This is a genomic window from Nocardia sp. NPDC049707, from assembly GCF_040674855.1.
Classification (GTDB): domain Bacteria; phylum Actinomycetota; class Actinomycetes; order Mycobacteriales; family Mycobacteriaceae; genus Nocardia.
Map to the genome: position 1 here is coordinate 182,982 of NZ_JBFANN010000005.1, position 18,728 is coordinate 201,709.

Annotated in this window: 17 protein-coding genes; 5 read left to right on the forward strand and 12 right to left on the reverse strand. The window is 64.2% G+C overall.

All coding sequences use genetic code 11. The annotated features are described in order from the left end of the window. The first annotated feature begins 45 nt into the window (after positions 1-45). Positions 46-1,578 carry an aromatic amino acid ammonia-lyase gene (locus AB0J29_RS07960; RefSeq protein WP_364781072.1) on the forward strand — a complete coding sequence of 511 codons (1,533 nt, stop codon included), beginning with the start codon at positions 46-48 and terminating at the stop codon, positions 1,576-1,578. Continuing rightward, complete coding sequence (locus AB0J29_RS07965) at positions 1,575-3,008, forward strand: FAD-binding protein (RefSeq protein WP_364781075.1); 1,434 nt, start codon at positions 1,575-1,577, stop codon at positions 3,006-3,008. The genes AB0J29_RS07960 and AB0J29_RS07965 overlap by 4 nt, the downstream gene beginning before the upstream one ends. A gap of 71 nt (positions 3,009-3,079) precedes the next feature. On the opposite strand, the gene AB0J29_RS07970 is transcribed toward AB0J29_RS07965, so the two are convergent. The 6 genes from AB0J29_RS07970 to AB0J29_RS07995 form a co-directional block, all read right to left on the reverse strand. Next, complete coding sequence (locus AB0J29_RS07970) at positions 3,080-3,724, reverse strand: dihydrofolate reductase family protein (RefSeq protein ID WP_364781078.1); 645 nt, start codon at positions 3,722-3,724, stop codon at positions 3,080-3,082. A gap of 420 nt (positions 3,725-4,144) precedes the next feature. Then, positions 4,145-6,388, reverse strand: coding sequence for a heavy metal translocating P-type ATPase (locus tag AB0J29_RS07975; protein ID WP_364781081.1), 2,244 nt, complete (start codon positions 6,386-6,388; stop codon positions 4,145-4,147). A 34-nt stretch (positions 6,389-6,422) separates the two neighbouring features. Continuing rightward, positions 6,423-7,313 carry a hypothetical protein gene (locus AB0J29_RS07980; protein WP_364781084.1) on the reverse strand — a complete coding sequence of 297 codons (891 nt, stop codon included), beginning with the start codon at positions 7,311-7,313 and terminating at the stop codon, positions 6,423-6,425. Between the two features lie 411 nt (positions 7,314-7,724). Continuing rightward, positions 7,725-8,435: a sterol desaturase family protein gene (locus AB0J29_RS07985; RefSeq protein WP_364781087.1), complete on the reverse strand. Its 711-nt coding sequence runs from the start codon at positions 8,433-8,435 to the stop codon at positions 7,725-7,727. Between the two features lie 112 nt (positions 8,436-8,547). Continuing rightward, complete coding sequence (locus AB0J29_RS07990; protein ID WP_364781090.1) at positions 8,548-9,285, reverse strand: GntR family transcriptional regulator; 738 nt, start codon at positions 9,283-9,285, stop codon at positions 8,548-8,550. Between the two features lie 267 nt (positions 9,286-9,552). Continuing rightward, positions 9,553-10,551: a 2OG-Fe(II) oxygenase family protein gene (locus AB0J29_RS07995; RefSeq protein ID WP_364781093.1), complete on the reverse strand. Its 999-nt coding sequence runs from the start codon at positions 10,549-10,551 to the stop codon at positions 9,553-9,555. A gap of 347 nt (positions 10,552-10,898) precedes the next feature. Between AB0J29_RS07995 and AB0J29_RS08000 the strand changes: the two genes are divergently transcribed. Next, positions 10,899-11,657: a TetR/AcrR family transcriptional regulator C-terminal domain-containing protein gene (locus tag AB0J29_RS08000; protein ID WP_364781096.1), complete on the forward strand. Its 759-nt coding sequence runs from the start codon at positions 10,899-10,901 to the stop codon at positions 11,655-11,657. 261 nt (positions 11,658-11,918) lie between these two features. On the opposite strand, the gene AB0J29_RS08005 is transcribed toward AB0J29_RS08000, so the two are convergent. From AB0J29_RS08005 to AB0J29_RS08015, 3 genes are all read right to left on the reverse strand, one after another. Further along, positions 11,919-12,125 carry a DUF397 domain-containing protein gene (locus tag AB0J29_RS08005; protein WP_364781099.1) on the reverse strand — a complete coding sequence of 69 codons (207 nt, stop codon included), beginning with the start codon at positions 12,123-12,125 and terminating at the stop codon, positions 11,919-11,921. 84 nt (positions 12,126-12,209) lie between these two features. Continuing rightward, positions 12,210-12,416, reverse strand: coding sequence for a DUF397 domain-containing protein (locus AB0J29_RS08010; RefSeq protein ID WP_364781102.1), 207 nt, complete (start codon positions 12,414-12,416; stop codon positions 12,210-12,212). Continuing rightward, positions 12,406-13,356 carry a helix-turn-helix transcriptional regulator gene (locus AB0J29_RS08015; RefSeq protein ID WP_364781105.1) on the reverse strand — a complete coding sequence of 317 codons (951 nt, stop codon included), beginning with the start codon at positions 13,354-13,356 and terminating at the stop codon, positions 12,406-12,408. Before AB0J29_RS08015 ends, AB0J29_RS08010 begins: the two co-directional genes overlap by 11 nt. Positions 13,357-13,543: 187 nt before the next feature. Between AB0J29_RS08015 and AB0J29_RS08020 the strand changes: the two genes are divergently transcribed. Beyond that, a complete protein-coding gene (locus AB0J29_RS08020; protein ID WP_364781108.1) occupies positions 13,544-13,789 on the forward strand; it encodes a helix-turn-helix domain-containing protein in 246 nt (81 codons plus the stop codon). A gap of 508 nt (positions 13,790-14,297) precedes the next feature. Next, positions 14,298-14,588, forward strand: a complete 291-nt coding sequence (locus AB0J29_RS08025; RefSeq protein ID WP_364781111.1) for a hypothetical protein — start codon at positions 14,298-14,300, stop codon at positions 14,586-14,588. A gap of 28 nt (positions 14,589-14,616) precedes the next feature. On the opposite strand, the gene AB0J29_RS08030 is transcribed toward AB0J29_RS08025, so the two are convergent. The 3 genes from AB0J29_RS08030 to AB0J29_RS08040 are packed head-to-tail and all read right to left on the reverse strand — an operon-like array spanning position 14,617 to position 18,721. Continuing rightward, complete coding sequence (locus tag AB0J29_RS08030; RefSeq protein WP_364781114.1) at positions 14,617-15,369, reverse strand: hypothetical protein; 753 nt, start codon at positions 15,367-15,369, stop codon at positions 14,617-14,619. Further along, positions 15,366-17,051: an ABC transporter family substrate-binding protein gene (locus AB0J29_RS08035; RefSeq protein WP_364781117.1), complete on the reverse strand. Its 1,686-nt coding sequence runs from the start codon at positions 17,049-17,051 to the stop codon at positions 15,366-15,368. The genes AB0J29_RS08030 and AB0J29_RS08035 overlap by 4 nt, the downstream gene beginning before the upstream one ends. After that, positions 17,048-18,721, reverse strand: coding sequence for an ABC transporter family substrate-binding protein (locus tag AB0J29_RS08040; RefSeq protein ID WP_364781120.1), 1,674 nt, complete (start codon positions 18,719-18,721; stop codon positions 17,048-17,050). The genes AB0J29_RS08035 and AB0J29_RS08040 overlap by 4 nt, the downstream gene beginning before the upstream one ends. Between the last annotated feature and the right edge of the window lie 7 nt (positions 18,722-18,728).

Below are 18,728 nucleotides of genomic sequence, written 5' to 3' on the forward strand. Positions count from 1 at the left end.
AAACTCTTCTTGTCTGTCGATCTATTCTGTTCCTGGAGATTCTCAATGAGTACTCGAGTTGTCGACCCATCGATGAAAGTCACGGCCATCCGGATACCGGGCCGATTGACCCCTGAACTTTTGGAAAGGGCAGCCCGACCAGTCGAGGTGGATATCGCATCGACGGCGTTGGACAGCGTCGAGGCGTGCCGCGAGTTCGTCTCACATCTTATCCAGGACGGCACTGCCGTTTATGGCAGCACTACCGGTTTCGGCCCATTGGTGGAATTCGCGGGACGTGACGAAGCCGTCGACCAGTGCGACAACATCCTGTATCACCTCACGGCGGGGCAAGGTGAGGATTTGCCGCCGCGGGTAGTTCGTGCCGCTGTGCTGGCGCGGTTATGGTCGCTCACACGCGCACATTCCGGAGTGTCGGTCCATGTGGTGACGGCCTTGGCAGCGATGCTGCGCACCGATTTCGCCCCTGCCGTCCCCAGGATCGGGTCGCTCGGCGCGAGCGGCGATCTGGTCCCGCTGGCATATGTAGCGGGCGCATTGCGCGGGCAAGGATTCGCCTATGTTTCCGGCAGGCGAATGCCCGCGGCTGAGGCGTTGGCGGTGGCGGGGCTGACGCCGTTGGCATTGGACGGCCGCGACGGACTCGCGCTGGTCAACGGGACATCCGTAACGGCCGCGGCCGCAGGTCTCGCGGTGGAATCAATCCGCAGGTCGCATGGCGTCGCGATCACTCTCACCGGGGTGTTGGTCGACATCCTCGGTAGCGATATCGGATTCTTGTCCGCGGACCTGCTCGAAGCGTTCGGACACCCGCACGCCGCATCGGTCGCCGCTCGACTGCGCGAGCTGCTGGCAGGAACGAAGCCGACCGGCACTCGCTCGCTTCAAGAGCCGTACAGCCTTCGATGCACGCCGCATCTTCTCGGTGCGGTCGAAAGTTCCCTGCACCACGTCGGTGGTGTGGTCGACGACGATCTGAACGGCGTCAGTGACAATCCGTTGTTCTTCCCTGAGCACGGCACGGTGGTGCATGGCGGGAATTTCTTCGGGCAGCCGGTGGCCTTTGCCGCCGATCTGCTGACAACCAGCACCGTGCAGATGGGCAATCTCGCCGAGCGACAACTCGATTTGCTGATCGATCCACACCGCAACGGTGGCCTGCCGCCGATGTTGGCCACCGAACCCGGCAAACAACACGGTGTGCAAGGCGTTCAGCTCGCGGCGACCGCGACCGTCGCATCGATGCGCCGGGCGGCCATGCCGGCATCCATCCAGAGTATTCCGACGAATGGTCATAACCAGGACGTCATTCCGTTCGGCACGCAGGCAGCGCTCAATGCTCTCGACGCGGCTACGTCGGTGCGTTGGCTGCACGGTTCGCTGGCCGTCGCGTTGCGCCAAGCCGTTCATGTCGGTGGCAGGCGCCCAACCGCACCCGCCTGCGCTGACATCATCGATCGGCTGGTCGCGGCCATCCCCCCGATCGACCCGGACCGGCCGCTGGACAGCGATGTGCGAGCAGCCGCCGCGCTGCTCGACGGTCTGGTCGCGCCCACCGAAACACGGGCAGACAGATGAATCGGATTCTGACGCACACGGTCGTCGTCGGAGCCGGGATCGCAGGCTCCTGGCTGGCATACCGACTGGCTCAGCACGGCGTCCCCGTGGTGGTTCTGTCGGCTGCGCATCACGACACGCCAACCGTATCCCTGCGCGCCGCAACCGTTTTCGATCGCCGACTGGTGGAGACCGCGGACCGCGACGAGCTGGCGCAGGTGTTCGTGGACGAAACGGCGACGCAGCATCCAGAACTCCAGCCGATGATGCGACGCTACCTGCATCGGGAATTCGCGGAACTGTCGAAACTGGTGCCCTTTCAGACGCTGGAGACGATGCTCATCCCGCACCATCCGGTCCCCTTCCCGCGCCTGGGGGCCGGCGGCGAGGTGATTGCGATGCTGCATCAACAGATCCGCGCACTCGGCGGGCAGATCATTACCGGCCGGGTCACTGATCTCCTTGTCGAAGACGGGGTCTGCCGCGGAGTCTCCTGCGTGCACGCCGGGGAACAGCTGGTCATTCAGTCCAGCGCGGTGGTGCTCGCCAGCGGCGGGTATTCCGGGCTCATGCCGCACTCGCATACTCCGAATTCGGGCAGCATGTTGGGGCTGTTCGCGTCGGTCGGCGGCGAGCTCACGAATCTGGAGTTTTCGCAGCGCCATGCGCTGGGAGATCTTACGGCCGGACGAGTTCTGTATCCGCCTGATCTGGCGGGGGCGCAGTTCTACCGTGCGGGCCAACGAGCCGTGTGGCTGGAGCGGGCGTACGCCACCATGAACGAGGAACGCCGCGATCTCGAGATCTTCCAACAGTATTGGCGATCGAACGGACAGGTTTCCCATACGCTCGAGCGTGGCGATGAAAACTATGCCCTCGGTCCGATCTATGGGCTCTCCATGGGCGGCATTGCACACAACGGCAGCATCACCGCTGTGGCCGGCGTTTATGCCACCGGCGAGGCAAGACACGACATCGTGGCCGATGCCATCATCGGCCGCCCTTGGGCGATATATATTTGCACATCCGGAATGTTGGCGGAGACGTTGAAAACCCTGCCGGAGCAGGCGAAGTCGGAAACGTTGTCGGCGCCGCTGAGAAACCCGGATGTGCAGGCGGGGTTGTGCGTCGCTATTCGGCGACGGCTGCACGCTTTCGAGGACCATCGATTCTCCGAGTCGGCCGTGCATTCGTTTGTGGAGTGGTGCCGTCGAACCCGGAGGGAGTTGCCCGACGCGCAGAACAGCGATAGTGCGCTGCTGATTCTCGCGGAGTCCTATGCGCGGAGCGCGCTGCTGCGGCGGGAGAGTCGGGGTTACTTCTATCGCGCGGATTTCCCCACCACTGATCCGTCGTTGTCGCAACTTCGAACATTTGTCCGGTATGACCGGGCGGACGACACCGTCCACGCAGAGCTGCGTCCACATCGATCCGCCGACGAGGGGCCGTAGACACGGGCGCCGATCACGGGGATGTTGCGGCTAGCCGACCGATGTTGGTGCGTCGGTACGGCTACCTGGCATTACCGGCGCCAGAAGAAGTGATGCACCACTCCGCTCGGGCTCGGGATCTGCTCCAGATGGAAACGGTCGACGAGTTCGTCGGGGCTCGCCCATAATCTTTCGCCGCGACCGAGTTCGACTGGTGCGACGGCGATATGCAGGTTGTCGATGAGATCGGCGTCGAGGAATTCCCGAACGGTGGCGACACCGCCGCCGATTCGCACATCCTTGCCCGCGGCGGCATCGAATGCTCGCGCGAGTGCTTCCTTCGGAGATGCATCGAGGAAGTGGAATGTGGTGTCCCCCAGGGTGATCGAGGGGCGCACATGATGAGTGAGAACGAAAACCGGTGTGTGGAACGGAGGTTCGTCGCCCCACCAGCCTTGCCAGTCGTAGTTCTCCCATGGTCCCCGCTGCGGACCGAATTTATTGCGCCCCATGATCTCGGCGCCGATGTTGTTGGTGAAGTCGCGAGTGCAGTAGTCGTCGAGGCCGTAGGTTCCGCCCGGGTCGGTGCGGTTGGGCCAGTGAGCCGTGGCGCCCGCCCAGGAAATCAGCGTCGTCGGATCGGCGTGGCCGAATGGGCGCTCGCGGCTTTGCCCTTCGCCTGAGCCGTAGCCATCGCTGGAGACGGTGAAGTTCTGAACTCGAACCAACTGTGTCATCGGAACCTTTCTGGTTGCAATGTGCAATCAGTTTGCAATCTACCTAGAGTGATCCCGTTATGCAATCAGTTTGCGACGACTCAACGGTGATATCGAAGGCATCCATCCCGCCGATGTAACGGAGAAATTTCTTGCTGGGAATTGGCTGGCAATGTCGCGAGAGGTTGCCGAGAGTATCGAGCAACTGATTGTGGATGCCTTTGGGCGGCAGTAGCTTTCGTTTGCTGATCGTTACTCTACGAAAGGTCGAACCGATGATTCTGCTCTCCCTCTTGGCCGCGACCGGAAGTGCCGTCGCCGCATGGGCCACCGGAAGTGCCGCGATGGGCCTCGGAAATAGCGGCATTCTGCAGTGAGCAGAGAATCGGGCGGGACGGTATGGGCGCCGTCCCGCCCGATTCTTATGGCGGTGGAGCGTTCTTACTGGGCCGTAGAGCGGAAGCCGCGCAGGCGCAGGCTGTTGCTGACCACGAAGGCCGAGGAGAAGGCCATCGCGGCGCCCGCGAGCATCGGGTTCAGCAGTCCGGCCATGGCGAGCGGAATCGCCGCGACGTTGTAGGCGAAGGCCCAGAACAGGTTGCCCTTGATGGTGCCGAGGGTCCTGCGGGACAGGCGGATCGCATCAGCGGCCGCGCGCAGGTCACCGCGAACCAGGGTCAGATCGCTGGCCTCGATGGCGACATCGGTTCCGGTGCCCATCGCCAGGCCGAGGTCGGCTTGGGCCAGGGCCGCCGCATCGTTGACGCCGTCGCCGACCATCGCCACCACCTTGCCTTCGGCCTGCAGCCGCTTGACGGTGTCGACCTTATCGGCGGGCAGCACCTCCGCGATCACCTCGTCGATGCCGACCTGTGCCGCAATGGCTTTCGCGGCGGCGGTGTTATCGCCGGTGAGCATGATCGGGGTGAGACCGAGCGCCTTCAACTGCGAGATCGCTTCGGCAGAGGTCGGTTTCACCGCATCCGCGACCACGAGCACGCCGCGTGCCCTACCGTCCCAACCCACCGCGACGGCGGTCTTGCCATCGGTTTCGGCGGCGTGCATGGCCCGCTCGAGTTCGCTGTCGAGCTGCTGCGACCAGTCCGCGAGCAGCCTTGCGCGCCCGACGACCACCGCATGGCCGTCCACCACACCCTGCACGCCGAGGCCCTCGACATTCGCGAAGTCCTCGACCGGTCGCAGTGTGCCGACCTTATCGCGGGCACCCTTGGCAATCGCCTGGGCGATCGGGTGCTCCGACGAATCCTCCAGCGCTCCGGCCAGTGCCAGCACCTCGGCGCTGTCCTCACCTGTGGCGGCAATGACATCCAGCAGGGTCATCTTGCCGGTGGTGACGGTGCCGGTCTTGTCGAGCACCACGGTATCCACTCGACGGGTCGACTCCAGTACCTCCGGCCCCTTGATCAGAATGCCCAACTGCGCACCGCGACCGGTGCCGACCAGCAGCGCGGTCGGCGTGGCCAGCCCGAGGGCGCACGGGCAGGCGATGATCAGGACCGCGACCGCGGCGGTGAAGGCCGCGGCGACCGAACCGCCGGTGCCCAACCAGAATCCGAGTGACGCGACCGACAGCGCGATAACGATCGGTACGAAGAATCCGGAGATCCGGTCCGCCAACCGCTGTGCCTGCGCCTTACCGGTTTGCGCGTCCTCGACCAGTTTCGCCATCTGAGCCAGCTGGGTATCGGCGCCGATACGATTGGCGCGCACCACGATTCGCCCGCCGACATTGACCGTCGCCCCGACCACCGCATCCTCGGGACCGACCTCTACCGGCACCGATTCACCGGTGAGCATCGAGGCGTCGATCGCGGAGGAACCCTCGACGACCACACCATCGGTGGCGATCTTCTCGCCGGGCCGCACCATGAAGGTGTCACCAACGCGCAACTGCTCGACCGGAATTCGCTGCTCTAGCCCATCGCGCAGCACCGAAACTTCCTTCGCACCGAGCTCCAGCAGCGCCCGCAGCGCCGCCCCGGCCTGCCGCTTGGAGCGTGCCTCGAAGTAGCGTCCGGCAAGCAGGAAGGTGGTGACGCCCGCCGCGGCCTCCAGGTAGATGCTGCCGCTGCCGTCCATCCGCGCAATGGTCAACTCGAACGGATGCTTCATACCGGGCATTCCGGCCGTGCCCCAGAACAGTGCGTACAGCGACCAGCCGAATGCCGCCAGCGTGCCCATCGACACCAGGGTGTCCATGGTGGCGGTGCCGTGTCGCAGGTTGGTCCACGCGGCCCGGTGGAAGGGCAGCGCGCCCCACACCACGACCGGCGCGGCCAGCGTCAGCGAAAGCCACTGCCAGCTGTCGAACTGCAGCGTGGGCACCATGGCCAGCGCGATGACCGGAACCGTCAGTACCAGCGAAACCAGCAGTCGGGTCCGCAGCGCCGCCGTCGGATCATCGTCAGTGGTGGCTTCCGCGGGTTCTTCGATTGTTGGCAGCGCGGCGGTGTAACCGGCCTGCTCGACGGTGGCGATCAATTGCTCCGGTGAGATATCACCGCTGAAGTCGACCCGCGCCTTCTCCGTCGCATAGTTGACCGTCGCGGTGACGCCGTCGAGTCTGTTCAGCTTCTTCTCGATGCGATTCGCGCAGGACGCGCAGGTCATGCCACCGATCACCAATTCGACCTGTCCGGCGGATAGTTGTGTCGCGGTGGTCATTCGTAGCTCCGTTCTGTGCGACTCGGGGTAGTGATCAGTGGCCGTGTCCAGCCGGTTTCGCGGCCGGGATCGGCGCGGAAGCGACCGAGAGGGTGAATTCGGCGGTGCGAACCACGCCTTCGTGCTGGAAATCGAGGAAGAGCCGGTAGTCGCCCGCGCTCGGCGCGTCGACGTAGAAGGTGATGCCGGGTCCGGCCGGGGTCACGCCGTCGCCGAGGCTACCCTCCGGATGCACGTGCAGATACGCGAGGTCCGCGGCGCGCAATGCCACGAGGTGACCGTAGGCACCGAGGTAGGGCTGCAGATCGGTGACCGGTGTGCCATCGCGGCTGACCGAGAGCACGACCTTCGACGCCTGGCCCGGCGTGACCGTGCCGTTCAGCGCGACGGTGTACGCGCCGACCTGCGCGGTAGCCGACGGTGCTGGCAGCGCCTGCGCGTCGTAGTTACCCGCGACCCGGAGATCGGCGCCGAGCGTCAGATTCTTGCCGCCATCGGGGATGAAATCGGCGAAGACTCGGTAGTCACCGGCGCGAGTGAGATCCAGTGGGACGCTCCAGGTTCCGGCCTGGTCGAGTACCGGATGCACGTGCTGGAAGGCCGCCATATCGCGGCGGACCACGATGAGGTGCAGATCCTTTTCGTGGTTGCGGACGTAGCTGGTGACGGGTGCGCCGTCGCGATTGAGGATGCGAAATCGCAGCGCAACATTGGCCGCCGCGGTGGTCTGCGGGGTGTCCAAGCGCAGGGTGTAGCCGTTTTCGCTGGCCATGAGTCCCGTGGGTAGTTCGTCGGCGCCGGACTCGGCCATTGCCGCATGCCCCTCGGCGGGTTCCGGCCCGAGGGCGGCGCCGACGGCCAGTGCGATCCCGAAGACCGCCGCGAGACCGAGGGTGAACCCGGCGAACTTGCTTGCAGCGTTCATCAGGATGCTCCGTTCGGATTGTTCGGCGGCCCGTCCCGTCGAACTCGGGTCTACGATACCCCCCTAGGGTACTTTGTCAAGAAGGTACCGGGTGAGGGTATGGAGGCCGGATACGGCGAGAGCCCGGCTCGGTGTTGGACCGGGCCGGGCTCTGTGCTGTTCGGTGCTCAGGCTTCGGGTCGGTAAGTGACCAATGCCACCCCGGGCGCCGAGGCAACCTGCACTTCCGCCGAAACCTTGATGTGCGGGAATTCGCCCTCGATCGACATCATCGACTGCCTGCACCGACTGTCCGTCTCGTTCGAGCAGTGCGTACCCGCCGACCAGAGCGACTTTGCTGGCCCTGCGTCATTTCGCGGTCATCGTGCGATCGCGCAGCGCCTGCTCGGGACGGACTGACGCCGGTGCCCGTCAGGCGGAATGGAGATGGCGGGCGGTGGGGGAGGTTTCGGTGGTCGCCGGGTCCGGGTAGGTGCCGAGCAGACGGTCGGCGGTGCCGGAGGTGGTCACGGTGAACCAGTAGTGCTCGTTCTTGTAGTGGTGGTGGCGGTGGTTGCGCCAAACTGCCCGGTAGAGCGAGCCTTTCGGCTTGTAGTCGGTGTGGATCAGGTAATGGGTCCACTCGTAGCCGAGGCCGAGGGCGGTGATCGTCAGCAGGAAGGTCAGGCCGAGGCCCAGCCGGGGGAAGGCCAGGGTCGCGATCGTGATCAGGACGACGACCAGTACCGAAAGCGTCTTGGTCGGGATGAAGATCAGCGGGATATTCCGCGGATCCACATGGTGCTCGCGGTGTTTGCGGGCCAGTTCGCTATCGATCGGAATCGGGCCGAGCTGCCGCGGCCGCCAATGCAATACCGTGACGTGCACGATCCATTCGAAGACCGGGAAGACCGCGAGCATGACTGCGGGCACCAGCGCATCGGTCAATTGCCAGTCGCCCACAATGATTCGGGCGACCAGTGCCGCCAGCAGGGTGGTGCCGATCAGCCAGGGCGAGGGGTGCCGGATGAACTCGCGGAATGCGGCGCCGAGCGTGCGGCCGCGGCGTGCCGTCCGCCCGCCCTGACGCGCACGCTCGCGCGCTGTGGCCGAATCCTTGCTGGATGGTGGGGGTTTCGTCATGGTCTTTCCTTGGTGGAGCCAGTCGGTGCCGTCGATTGAGGTGGCGCACCGAGCGATATTCCGAACCGCCACGGTGATCCGGGATTGCCTGAGCCGGATCGCATATTCGCCGTCAGCGTTCGATGTTTTCAGCGCCCTCCAATACTTCGATCAGGGCTGTAGTCGCCGGTTCGAGCAGTGCCCGAGCGGTGCTTGCGGCCTGTTCCGGCGCACCAGCCTCGATGGCGGCGGCCAGGTTCCGATAGGCCTCGACATTGCCCACCTCGGCGGACATGATCGGGGCCAGCGCCGCGAGAGCGGGTTCGTAGGCGGCGCGCAACATGTTGAACATCAGCCGGAACACGATGGAGTCGGCGGCGTCGACGACGTGATCCCAGAACTCCATCGCATGCCGCTGCTGTGCGATCGGATCCTGTTCGGCGGCAAGCGCTTCGACGGTGCGATCCAAGGCGGCGCGCACGGTCGCGGACTCGGTTTCACCGAGCCGGATCGCCGCGAGTTCGGCCACCTTGGGTCCGTTGTGCAGCCGCGCCTCCAGAATGCTGCGTGCGACTTTCGGTTCCAGTTCTCCGGCTTGCACCAGCAGTCGGGGCAGCACCTCGAGCCCGGCTCCGCGCCGATAATCCAGCACGGTGGTCGCATCCCCCTGCCGCACCGCCACCAGTCCGGCCGCCGCGAGTCGTTGCAGTGCCTCCCGCACCGCTGGCCGGGAAACTCCCAACGCCTCCGCCAACTGCCGCTCACTCGGCAGGGTCGCCCCAGGTGCCAGCTCCCCACTGAGTACATCCGCCGCGATCTGCTCGAACACATCGCCCGATACCGACCGCTTGACCACAGGTTGCAACGCCATATCGCCACTCTGCGCTGAATAGGTCAGGAGGTCAAGTGGTCAGACCAGTGCATGCGGCAACAAACTCGGGCGCAGTGTGCGCACCGCTCCTCGAGCTCCGGCCGTGATCGCGATCATCAACATCCGGATGTCAGAGCACGGACGCCGGCAGAGACCCCTGGCGTCCACTGGTATTCCTCGTGACGAGACGTCCGCAGCGGCTGGGCCGCCTGCTGGTTCGACGCGACGAGCGTGAGTAGGCAGCCGGCGGTCCAGCGCGCGGTCGGATCAGGAGTAGATCGCTGCCATCTTTTCCAGGTACCACTGCCCTGGTGTGGTGCCCGAGCTCGGTTCCTGCGGGGCAGAGTCGAATCGGGGCAGCGGCTCGATGCGCGCGTCGTGGTTGGGGAGGTGGAAGAACGGTATGGATACCCGGCAGTTGGAACTGCCCTGCGGAGGGTTGCACACCCGGTGCAGCGTGGAGACCCATCGGCCGCCGGTCCAGAAGGCCATCATGTCACCGATGTTGATGACGAAGCTGTTCGGGACGAACGGCACGTCTCTCCAGTTGTCGCCGTGGCGTACCTGGAGGCCGCCGATATCGTCCTGGTAGAGAATGGTGAGGCTGCCCCAGTCTGTGTGTTCTCCTTTGCGTAGCTGACCGGGCAGCGGTGTGCCGGTCGGGGGGTAGTAGTAGTTCGCGACGATGGTGGAAATGTGCTGATCGATCTTGTCGGCGAAGAACATGGGATCCAGGCCGAGGGCCAGCGCGAACAGTTCCATCAGGTCTGCGGCCAATCGCTCCATGGCGTGGGTGTATTTCGACCAGGTCTCGCGAAAACCATCTGGAGTGCGCGGCCAGAGATTGGACCTGGTCCACGGCAGGGTGTCATCTGCGAACTGTGCCCGGAACTCGGGGCGGCGATCACCGAGAACGTTGCAGCTGAAGATCTCGCAGAGGTCAGAGGGAGTGTCGTGGCCGATGCTCTTGGCGGCGCTGCCCGCCTGATACCGCAGTCCCCCTGTCTCGGTGGTGGCCAAGACTCGGTCCTTCTCCAGGCGAGGAAGCTGGAAGAACTCCAGCGTGGTCGCGTACATGCGGTCGATGAGGTCCGGTACGACACCGTGTCCGACGATGACGAAGAACCCAGAGGACTCACACGCGGTGCCGATCGCCTGAGCTATCGCCGCGCGGCCGTCAGTGGTGTGCTTCGAGGACAAATCGATCACTGGGACGTAGCCGTCGACGACGGTGACCGGTGATGAGTTGCCGATGCTGGTTTGCACTGTTGCTCCTTGATAGGACAGATGGATTTGTGATTTCGGTGCATTCAGTTCGGTAGCGTCTTCGGCTCCCTTCCGGCGAAGTCGGTCGTCGACTAGGCCTTGCTCGAGCCGAGGGTCAGCCATCCGATCAGCGCGGCCGCGATCAGAAAACCGACGGCCACCGTCAGCGCCACCGAAAAGCCCGGCACCGTCGCCGAATCGGCCGCGATCGCCGGACCGTGGTGCCGAACCAGCGCGGCGGCGACCGCCTACCTGGTCTTTCTACGTGTTCCATGCCTGCCTCTCGAACGCTGGTCTAGTTCTAGAACGTTGGTCTAGCAATAGATCAACGGTACTAGAGTGGGGGCATGAGCTCGGCCGTGAATGAGATGCAGATCACACGAAATAGGGCGAAGGGAGGGCGAAGGGCCGACGCGGCCGCACGCAACGTCTGGCTCAAACCTGCACCCACACCACGGGACGAACCGACACTCAACCGGGCACGTATCGTCGACGAAGCCCTCGCGCTACTCGACAGCGAAGGCATCGAACGACTGACCATGCGACGGTTGGCCGAACGGCTGGGACACGGCTCGACGACTCTGTATTGGCACGTCGACACCAAGGATGATGTTCTCGACCTGTGCCTCGACGCCATCTACGGTGAGGTGCCCCTGCCCGAGCACACTGAGGGTTGGCGCGGCGAAATCACCTTCGTTCTCACCGGCTGGCGCACGGTGATGTTGCGGCACCGGTGGTCGACCGCCTTGGTGGGACGTCCCATGATCGGCCCCAATATTTTGGCGCGCATGGAGTTTCTGCAGGCGTCACTGCTTCGCGCCGGGCTCACCGACGCACACCTGGCTGCGGCGACCTGGGGGCTGTACAACCATGTGATCGGCTCGGCGGTATCGCGTGCCGGCTGGCATATGCCCGCCGAGGAGCGAGAACAGGCGCAGCAACACCTTTCCGCGCACAGCGACCGCTACCCGACTCTCGCCGCGCACGGCTACATGCTCGACGACGACTGGGACGGCACGTTCACCCGCAGCTTGAACTATCTGCTCGACGGCATCGAAGCGCAAATAGAGCGTGGCGCGGCTCGAGGAATTGGTCGAACCCCATAGAGGATCCTCTGGACGCGCGGCTCGCAGGCACAGGCGGGCCTCAGCATTGGTCAATCCCCATCACACAGAGTTTCACGCTACCGTGGCAGATCCGGTCGCCCGGTCCGGGCGGGCTGGGCCGGGGTTGGGCGCCGGTTCGACCAAGCCCAGACCTGTCGGACGCACCGGGCGCTGCCCCGGCGCCATGGTGACTGCCAAACGAAAACGGCCCGGCTCACCTGACCAGTGAGGTCAGAGAGCCGGGCCGTTATTGTGGCGGCGCTACGGCCGATTGAACTCGCCATCGTTCACGCCAGCGGTGAACGCATCCCACTCGCCAGGGGTGAAGACGAGCGCCGGACCGGTCGGGTTCTTGGAGTCGCGAACACCGACCATGCCCCCGTCAAGATGTGCAACCTCTACGCACTCCTTGCCTCCACCGCTGCGGCTGCTCTTGAACCACTTCGCGCCGGACAAATCGCTGGTCACTCGGCGTGCTCCTTCGCTATCTGCCGCAACATATTTCCACTCGCCACAGCGTCCAACGCGGCGTGCTGAATCGTCGCAGAAGTCCTACGGCCGGTTGAACTCGCCATCGCTTACGCCAGCGGCGAACGCTTGCCACTCGGATGGGGTGAAGACGAGCGCAGGGCCGGTCGGGTTCTTGGAGTCGCGGACGCCGACCATGCCCCCGTCGAGGAATGCGACCTCTACGCAATCCTGGCTTGATCCGCTGTGGCTGCTCTTGAACCACCGCGCCCCGGACAGGTCACTGTTCACGTCCAAACTCCTTCGCTAACTCCCGGAGAAGCCTCCGGCTTGCCTGGGTGTCGAGCGCGGCACGCTTGACCACCTCGTATGCGTCACTATAGTGCTGGACGGTTTTGGGTCGATCAATGTAGAGCGCGCCTGTGAAGCCTTCGATGTACACCACTGGGGGCTCGAGAGGCCGTCCCTTGCGGTCCGTTCCGAATTCCATGATGGTGAACGGTCCGATCTGGTTTCCCGTGGGGTACCCAGCTTCGAACGGCAAGATTCGCAGGCTGACGTTCGGGCGGGTACTTGCATCGGCCAGCGCTTTGAGCTGTTCCGCCATGATCTCTCTGGAACCGATCACTGTTCGCAGCACGGATTCGTGGATCACCACGTCCAGCTGGAGAGGTTCGACGGATCGGCTGACGAGCGACTGACGCTTAATCCGTAGCTGGACTCGTCTCTCGATCTCCGATGGAGGCTCACCGGGCAGCCCGACAGGGATCTGTGTCCGCGCATATCGTGGCGTCTGAAGAAGACCTGGCACCAACTCGGACTGGTATAGCGTCAGTCGCTTCGCCGAGTTCTCCAAGCCCATGTATACGTCGAACTTGTCGGGGATGACGTTTCCGTAGGCATGCCACCACTCGGGCGCGTTGGCTTGGCGCGCGAGTCCGATCAACCCCTCGACCTCGCCTGGCTCGGCCTGATAGATCCGGCAGAGTTCCTTGACGTCGACGTCGCGAACCTTGTCGACTTGCCCCTTCTCGATTCTTTGCAGCATGGCAAAACTCCACTGCATCAGATCTGCCGCTGCCTCGATCGTGAGGCCAACGGAAGTGCGCAGCTCCCGTAGGTGTCGGCCTAGTTGTCGGCGAGGGACTGTCGAGCCTGCCGATTCTGTCGATTCCGCCATGCGCCTATGCCTCCGACCTGGGGTTACATCTGTCTTGAATAATTCTGTCATTCACCATGAGTTGCCTGCTGGCGATTCGAAGTATTTGTCATGAATATTCGCTGTACGTATCGACCCGGCGTATCCCAGGTGCTGAGCTGTATGTGCGCCCGGAGAGACAACTCCTTTCCCATCATCGGGGTTTTGTTTCAGGGGCCGGGCGCACCTCAGCCACAGTCGACGTACCGGAGGTCGGCAGATGCCGAACAACGTTGAAATGACCGAACCCCAAGCCGCTGTGCTCGCTGTTCTCGCGCCGGGCGGCCTGCTCACGGTCGAGCAGATCGCGCGGGGCGGGCGGCTCACGCCGCACCAGACCCGCTGGGCGATATCGGTGCTGCGGTCACGGGGGCTTGTCGCTCCCGGCGGTTCACGGTCGAGCCGATACCAGATCAGTGGTCTGGGCCTGCGCGCTTTCGCGACATGTGGGCGGGTCGCGCGATGACGCGCCGTATCGCCTCCGTCTATCTGTCGCAGTGCGGGGCGTGGTCGACGACCGACCGCACACCGTATGGAGCGCTTGCGCAGGTGCGATGCCCTGACCAGGAGCATTGCGCCGGGCTCGCCCCGTATGTGGACGGCAGGATCGGACATCATGCGGGCACCGGTGCCGGGCGCTGTCGCTGGATCGGCGCACCGGTCCTCGACGATCGGCACCTGATTGCGCGCAAGCGGATGCGCGTCGCCGCCAATCATGTGATCACCCTTGACGATCGGGCGGTGATTTGTGCTCAGCCTTGATCAGTTGCGCGCCCTGTGGGATGAGGACCGCGACGCGAAACGTGCGCTTGCCCGGTCGGATGACGCGCCTATATGGGTCGATCGAGCGGATGGGATCGCGACACTCGGCGAGGACGGGTGGATAGACGACGTTCCGCGAAGCCGGCCCATGGCTCGAAGCGCTCTCGCGCATTGGCGTGGCGGCTGTCATGCCTGCGTGTCGGGGGCGACCGATGGTAGGTGATTGGGCGGATTTTGTGATCGGAGTGTGTATTGCCGGTGCTGTCGCGCTGCTGATCACGCTCGTTGCCGTGTTGCTCTGGCCTCGGCGGATTCCGAAGGGGTGCGGCGTCTATGAGATCCGCGCTCGGGTGCTCCGCGAACGGCGGCGTGGCGAACTGCTGGCCGCCGAGGCGCGCGGCCTGCGTGGACCTCGGACGGAACTGCTCGTCGGGCCACCGATGTCCGTGGAGCTGATGGCACGTTTCGCCAACGCCGTCCGCGAATGGGCCGAGGTGACCTGACCCACCGAAACACCTCGGGCAGCGCAGGTCAGCTGGGGTCGGAGCCCCGGATGGCGGCGAGCCAGATGGCGGTTGCGGCGGCTACCGAGGTGGCGGCGAGGAAGGCGGTGAACCCGCCTGCGGCTACGTAGACCCACATCAGGGCTACGAAGGGGGCGGCGACGGTGGATTGGGCGTCGAGCAGCAGGCGGCGGCGGACCCGAGCGGAGTCGGTGGCGAGGATCGGGGCGTCGGGATCAGGGCGGGAAGGGTTGTCGATCAGGCGGCCGGGAGGTTCGGAGGTGCGTGCCTTTCCGGATGGGTAGAAGTGCAGGGTGGCGGTATCGACGGATCGGGCGGTCACCTCGGCCTCGGCCGCTGTCATGGCGAGCAGCGCGGGCTCGAAAAACACCGGCAGCCAGCGAGTCCGATAGTTTTCGGTGATCTCGAGCCAGCCGCGGCTGACAAGTCGATGTTGCTGGCGCACCCGCTTGATCTCCACGGTGCGTGCGGCATCTCCGCGTTGCGCGCCGCTGCTATCGGTATCCGAACTCCCTGTGCCGCCGTTCATTCCGCTGCCAGATGTATCCCGGCGCGGGCCGATATCCGCCAAACCATTCGGCAGCAAGCCCAACGCCCTGGCGAGCTGAAAACCCGTATAGCCCAGAATTCCGAGCGCAACGGTCGCCAACGCGGCCACCTGGTCCAAGTCGCCGAACGGCGCCCAGGCCAGACAAACAACCAGGGCGCCGATCGTCACGCAGACCGGATAGGCCAGGGGGTGGCCCGGTCCGATTTTCACTTCAGGAAGCCGACTTTGGTGTAATCCTCCGATGCCAGACCGAAGGCGCCGTAATTGGCCAACTCGGCACGCGCCGCCACGGTGCCCGCGGACTGCACGATGGGCAGCGAGAAGCCCTCCTCGAAGATCATCTTGTCGCATTCGTTCGCCAGCTCGATCGCCTTCTGGGGGTCCAGTTCGGCGATTGTCCGCTCGATCAAGGCGTTCAGTTCGGGCGAGCCGATCTTGCCCTTATTGCTCAGCGTATTGGCCGGGTCGTAGGCGTAGATCTGGGGCAGCGCACCGAGCGGGAGAATGCCACCGCTCCAGGTGAATTGGACGATATCGAAGTTGCCCGGGTCGACCACATCGGTGAAAAGCCCATTGCCCGGGTAGGTTTGGATGATCAGTTTGACGCCGATCTTCGCCAGGTTCTGCTGTGCGATCTGCGCCATCTGCACCCAGCTCTCCTGCTGATACATCACATCGCGGATTTCCAGCTTGCGGCCGTCCTTCTCGCGGACATCACCGTTGAGCTTCCATCCGAGATCATCGAGTTCTTTGGCGGCCTGTTCGGGGTTGTAGGCCACCGCTGCCGCATTGTCCTGATAGCCCTTCTGACCAACCATGAAGATGTGGTTGTTGAGCGGCTTGGGGTCGACCACGACCCCCTGCTGCGCCGAGGTCGCGATGGCCTGCCGGTCGATACCCTTCGAAATGGCAACGCGCAGTTTCGGATCCGCGAGGATCGAGCCGGGCGCGCCATTGAAGGTGAAGTGCGAGAACCGCGACCCTGGCGCGCGACGCACCGTGATGCCGGGCGCGTTCGAGGCGGCCTTGACCTCATCGATGCCCGATACCGTCGCCGAATCCAGTTCGTTGTTCTGCAGTGCGTTCAGCCGCGCGGAGTAGTCGAGCACGCTGTAGGTGACCGTATCCAGCTTCGGCGTATCACCCCACCATTTCGGATTGCGGCTCAATACGATGCGCTGCTGTGCCTTATCGATCGACGTGATCATGAACGGCCCCGCCGAAACCGGCAGCCCATTGCGGTTCACGTCGTCGAAGGCCTGCGGGGTCGCGGTCGACGCCTTGGGGTACAACGGGCTGAAGATGCCCTGCCATTCCGCATAGTGCTTGGCCATGGTGACGATCGCCTGCCGGTCGTCGACACCGCGTTCCACCGTGCCGATCTGCGCGTAGCCCTGGGTTGCCGCCACCTGGAAGGCCGGGTTGCGTCCGCTGAGCGCCTCGGCTTGGGATTTCAGATCTTCCCAGGTGATGGGCGTCCCGTCGGTCCAGACCGCCTTGGGATTGATCGTGTAGACGATCGTCTGCGGATTCGTTTTGGTGAGTTTGATCTCGGTGAAATAGTCGGTGTCGGTGGTGATATCGCCCGCCGCATCGGATTTGAGCGAGCCCGGCAGCGCCCACGAAACCAGATCGGAGACCTCGCCGTCGGAGTCGATATGCGAGGCATTGAAGGTCGCCGGGAAGTTCGTCAGCGCCAGCCGCAGATTCCCGCCGTCGCGCAGTTCGCTCAGATCCTTCGGATTGATGTCGTTGGCCGTGCCGATCGAGCTGGAACCCGCCGTTACGTCATTGCCCGAGCCACACCCGGTCAGAATCAGCGCTATGGCGACGGCGGGTGCCGCGATCCGCATTCCCACCCGGCGCTGCCGGGCGATACGTGCTGTTGTCATTTGACGAATCCGATCTTGGTGTAGTCGTAGGACGCGAGGCCGGGAGAACCGATATTGGCGAGATTCGCGCGGACGCCGAAGCTGCCGTCGCTCTGCATCAGCGGCAGCGAATGACCCTCCTCGAACACCTTGCGATCCACCTCATTGGCCAGATCGAGCGCCTTCGCCGGATCCAGCTCCGACAGGGTGCGATCGATCAGGGCATTGAGCTCCGGCGAACCGACGCGGGCGTAATTGCCCTGCAGATCATTCGGGTCGTAGTAGTACGCCTGGCGAATACTGCTGAACGCGAACGCATCACCGGACCAGATGAACTGCGCGGCATCGAAATCACCCGGCTGGATGACATCGGTGAAATAACCGGCGCCCGGCCTGGTGTCGATGGTCAGCCCCACCCCGATTTCGGCGAGGTTCTGCTGGATGATCTGGGCGATCTGCACCCAGGTCGGGTCGTTGTACATGACATCGCGGATGACGAGCTTGCGCCCGTCCTTCTCCCGCACATTGCCGTTGAGCTTCCACCCCGCCTGGTCGAGCTCGCGGGCCGCGGCGGTCGGATCGAAGCCGAGGCTATTGTCCTGGTAGCCCGCCTGACCCTGCAGGAAGATGTGATTGTTCAGCGGCTTCGGATTCTCCACCAGCCCGTTCTGAATCGCGCTGACGATCGCCTGCCGATCGATGGCCCGCGAAATGGCGACGCGCACCTTGGCATCGGACAGGATGGACCCCGGCGCGCCATTGAAGGTGATGTGGCGCCAGCGATTACCCGGTGCGCGGCGCACCGCGAGGCCGCCGGTATTGCGCACCGTCTGGACGTCGTCGACCGTGGTCAGCTGCACCAGGTCGAGTTCGTTGTTCTGTAGTGCCGTCGTCCAGGCGGAATGGTCGAGCACGCTGTAGGTGATGGTGTCGAGCTTGGGCTTGGCGCCCCACCATTTCGGGTTGTGGCCGAGCACGATTCGGCCCTGCGACCGGTCGGTCGCGACGACCTGGAACGGCCCTGCGCTCGGCCCCATCGCATCGGCCAGGCTTTTGTTGAACGAATCCGGGTCGGCGGTAACGGATTTCGGGAACAGCGAAGCATTGCCGGCGAACTGGCCGCGCCATTCGGCGTAGGGGTGGCTGAAGGTCAGGATGGCCTGACGATCGTCTACGCCGCGCTCCACCTTGTCCACGAATTCGAAGCCGTTGGTGATGGCGATCAGGAACCGCTTGTCTCTACCGCTGAGCGCATTGGCCTCGGATTTGATGTCTTCCCAGGTGATCGGATTGCCGTCGGACCAGACGGCCCGCGGATTGATCGTGTAGGTGACCTGCTGCGGGTTGGTGTTCGTCAGCGCGATATCGGTGAAATAGTCCTTGTTGATGGACAATGTGCCCGCGGCGTCGGTATTGAACGAGCGCGGCATCAGCGGCCGTTCGATATCGGCTATCTCGCCGTCGTTGCCGTCATTGGACAGGGTGTTCCAGTTGGCCGGAAACGACGTGGTCGTCAGGCGCAGATTTCCGCCGTCGCGGACTGCGTCGACGCTCATGGGGTTGATGTCATTGGTGGTGCCGAGGGTATCCGACAGCCCCGCCGTCGAATCGCCGCCTGAAGCACAGCCCGCCGCGATCAGACCGAGCGCGACCACCGGTGCCGCCCATTTGGTTCGGGTTCTCGATCGCATCGTGCTC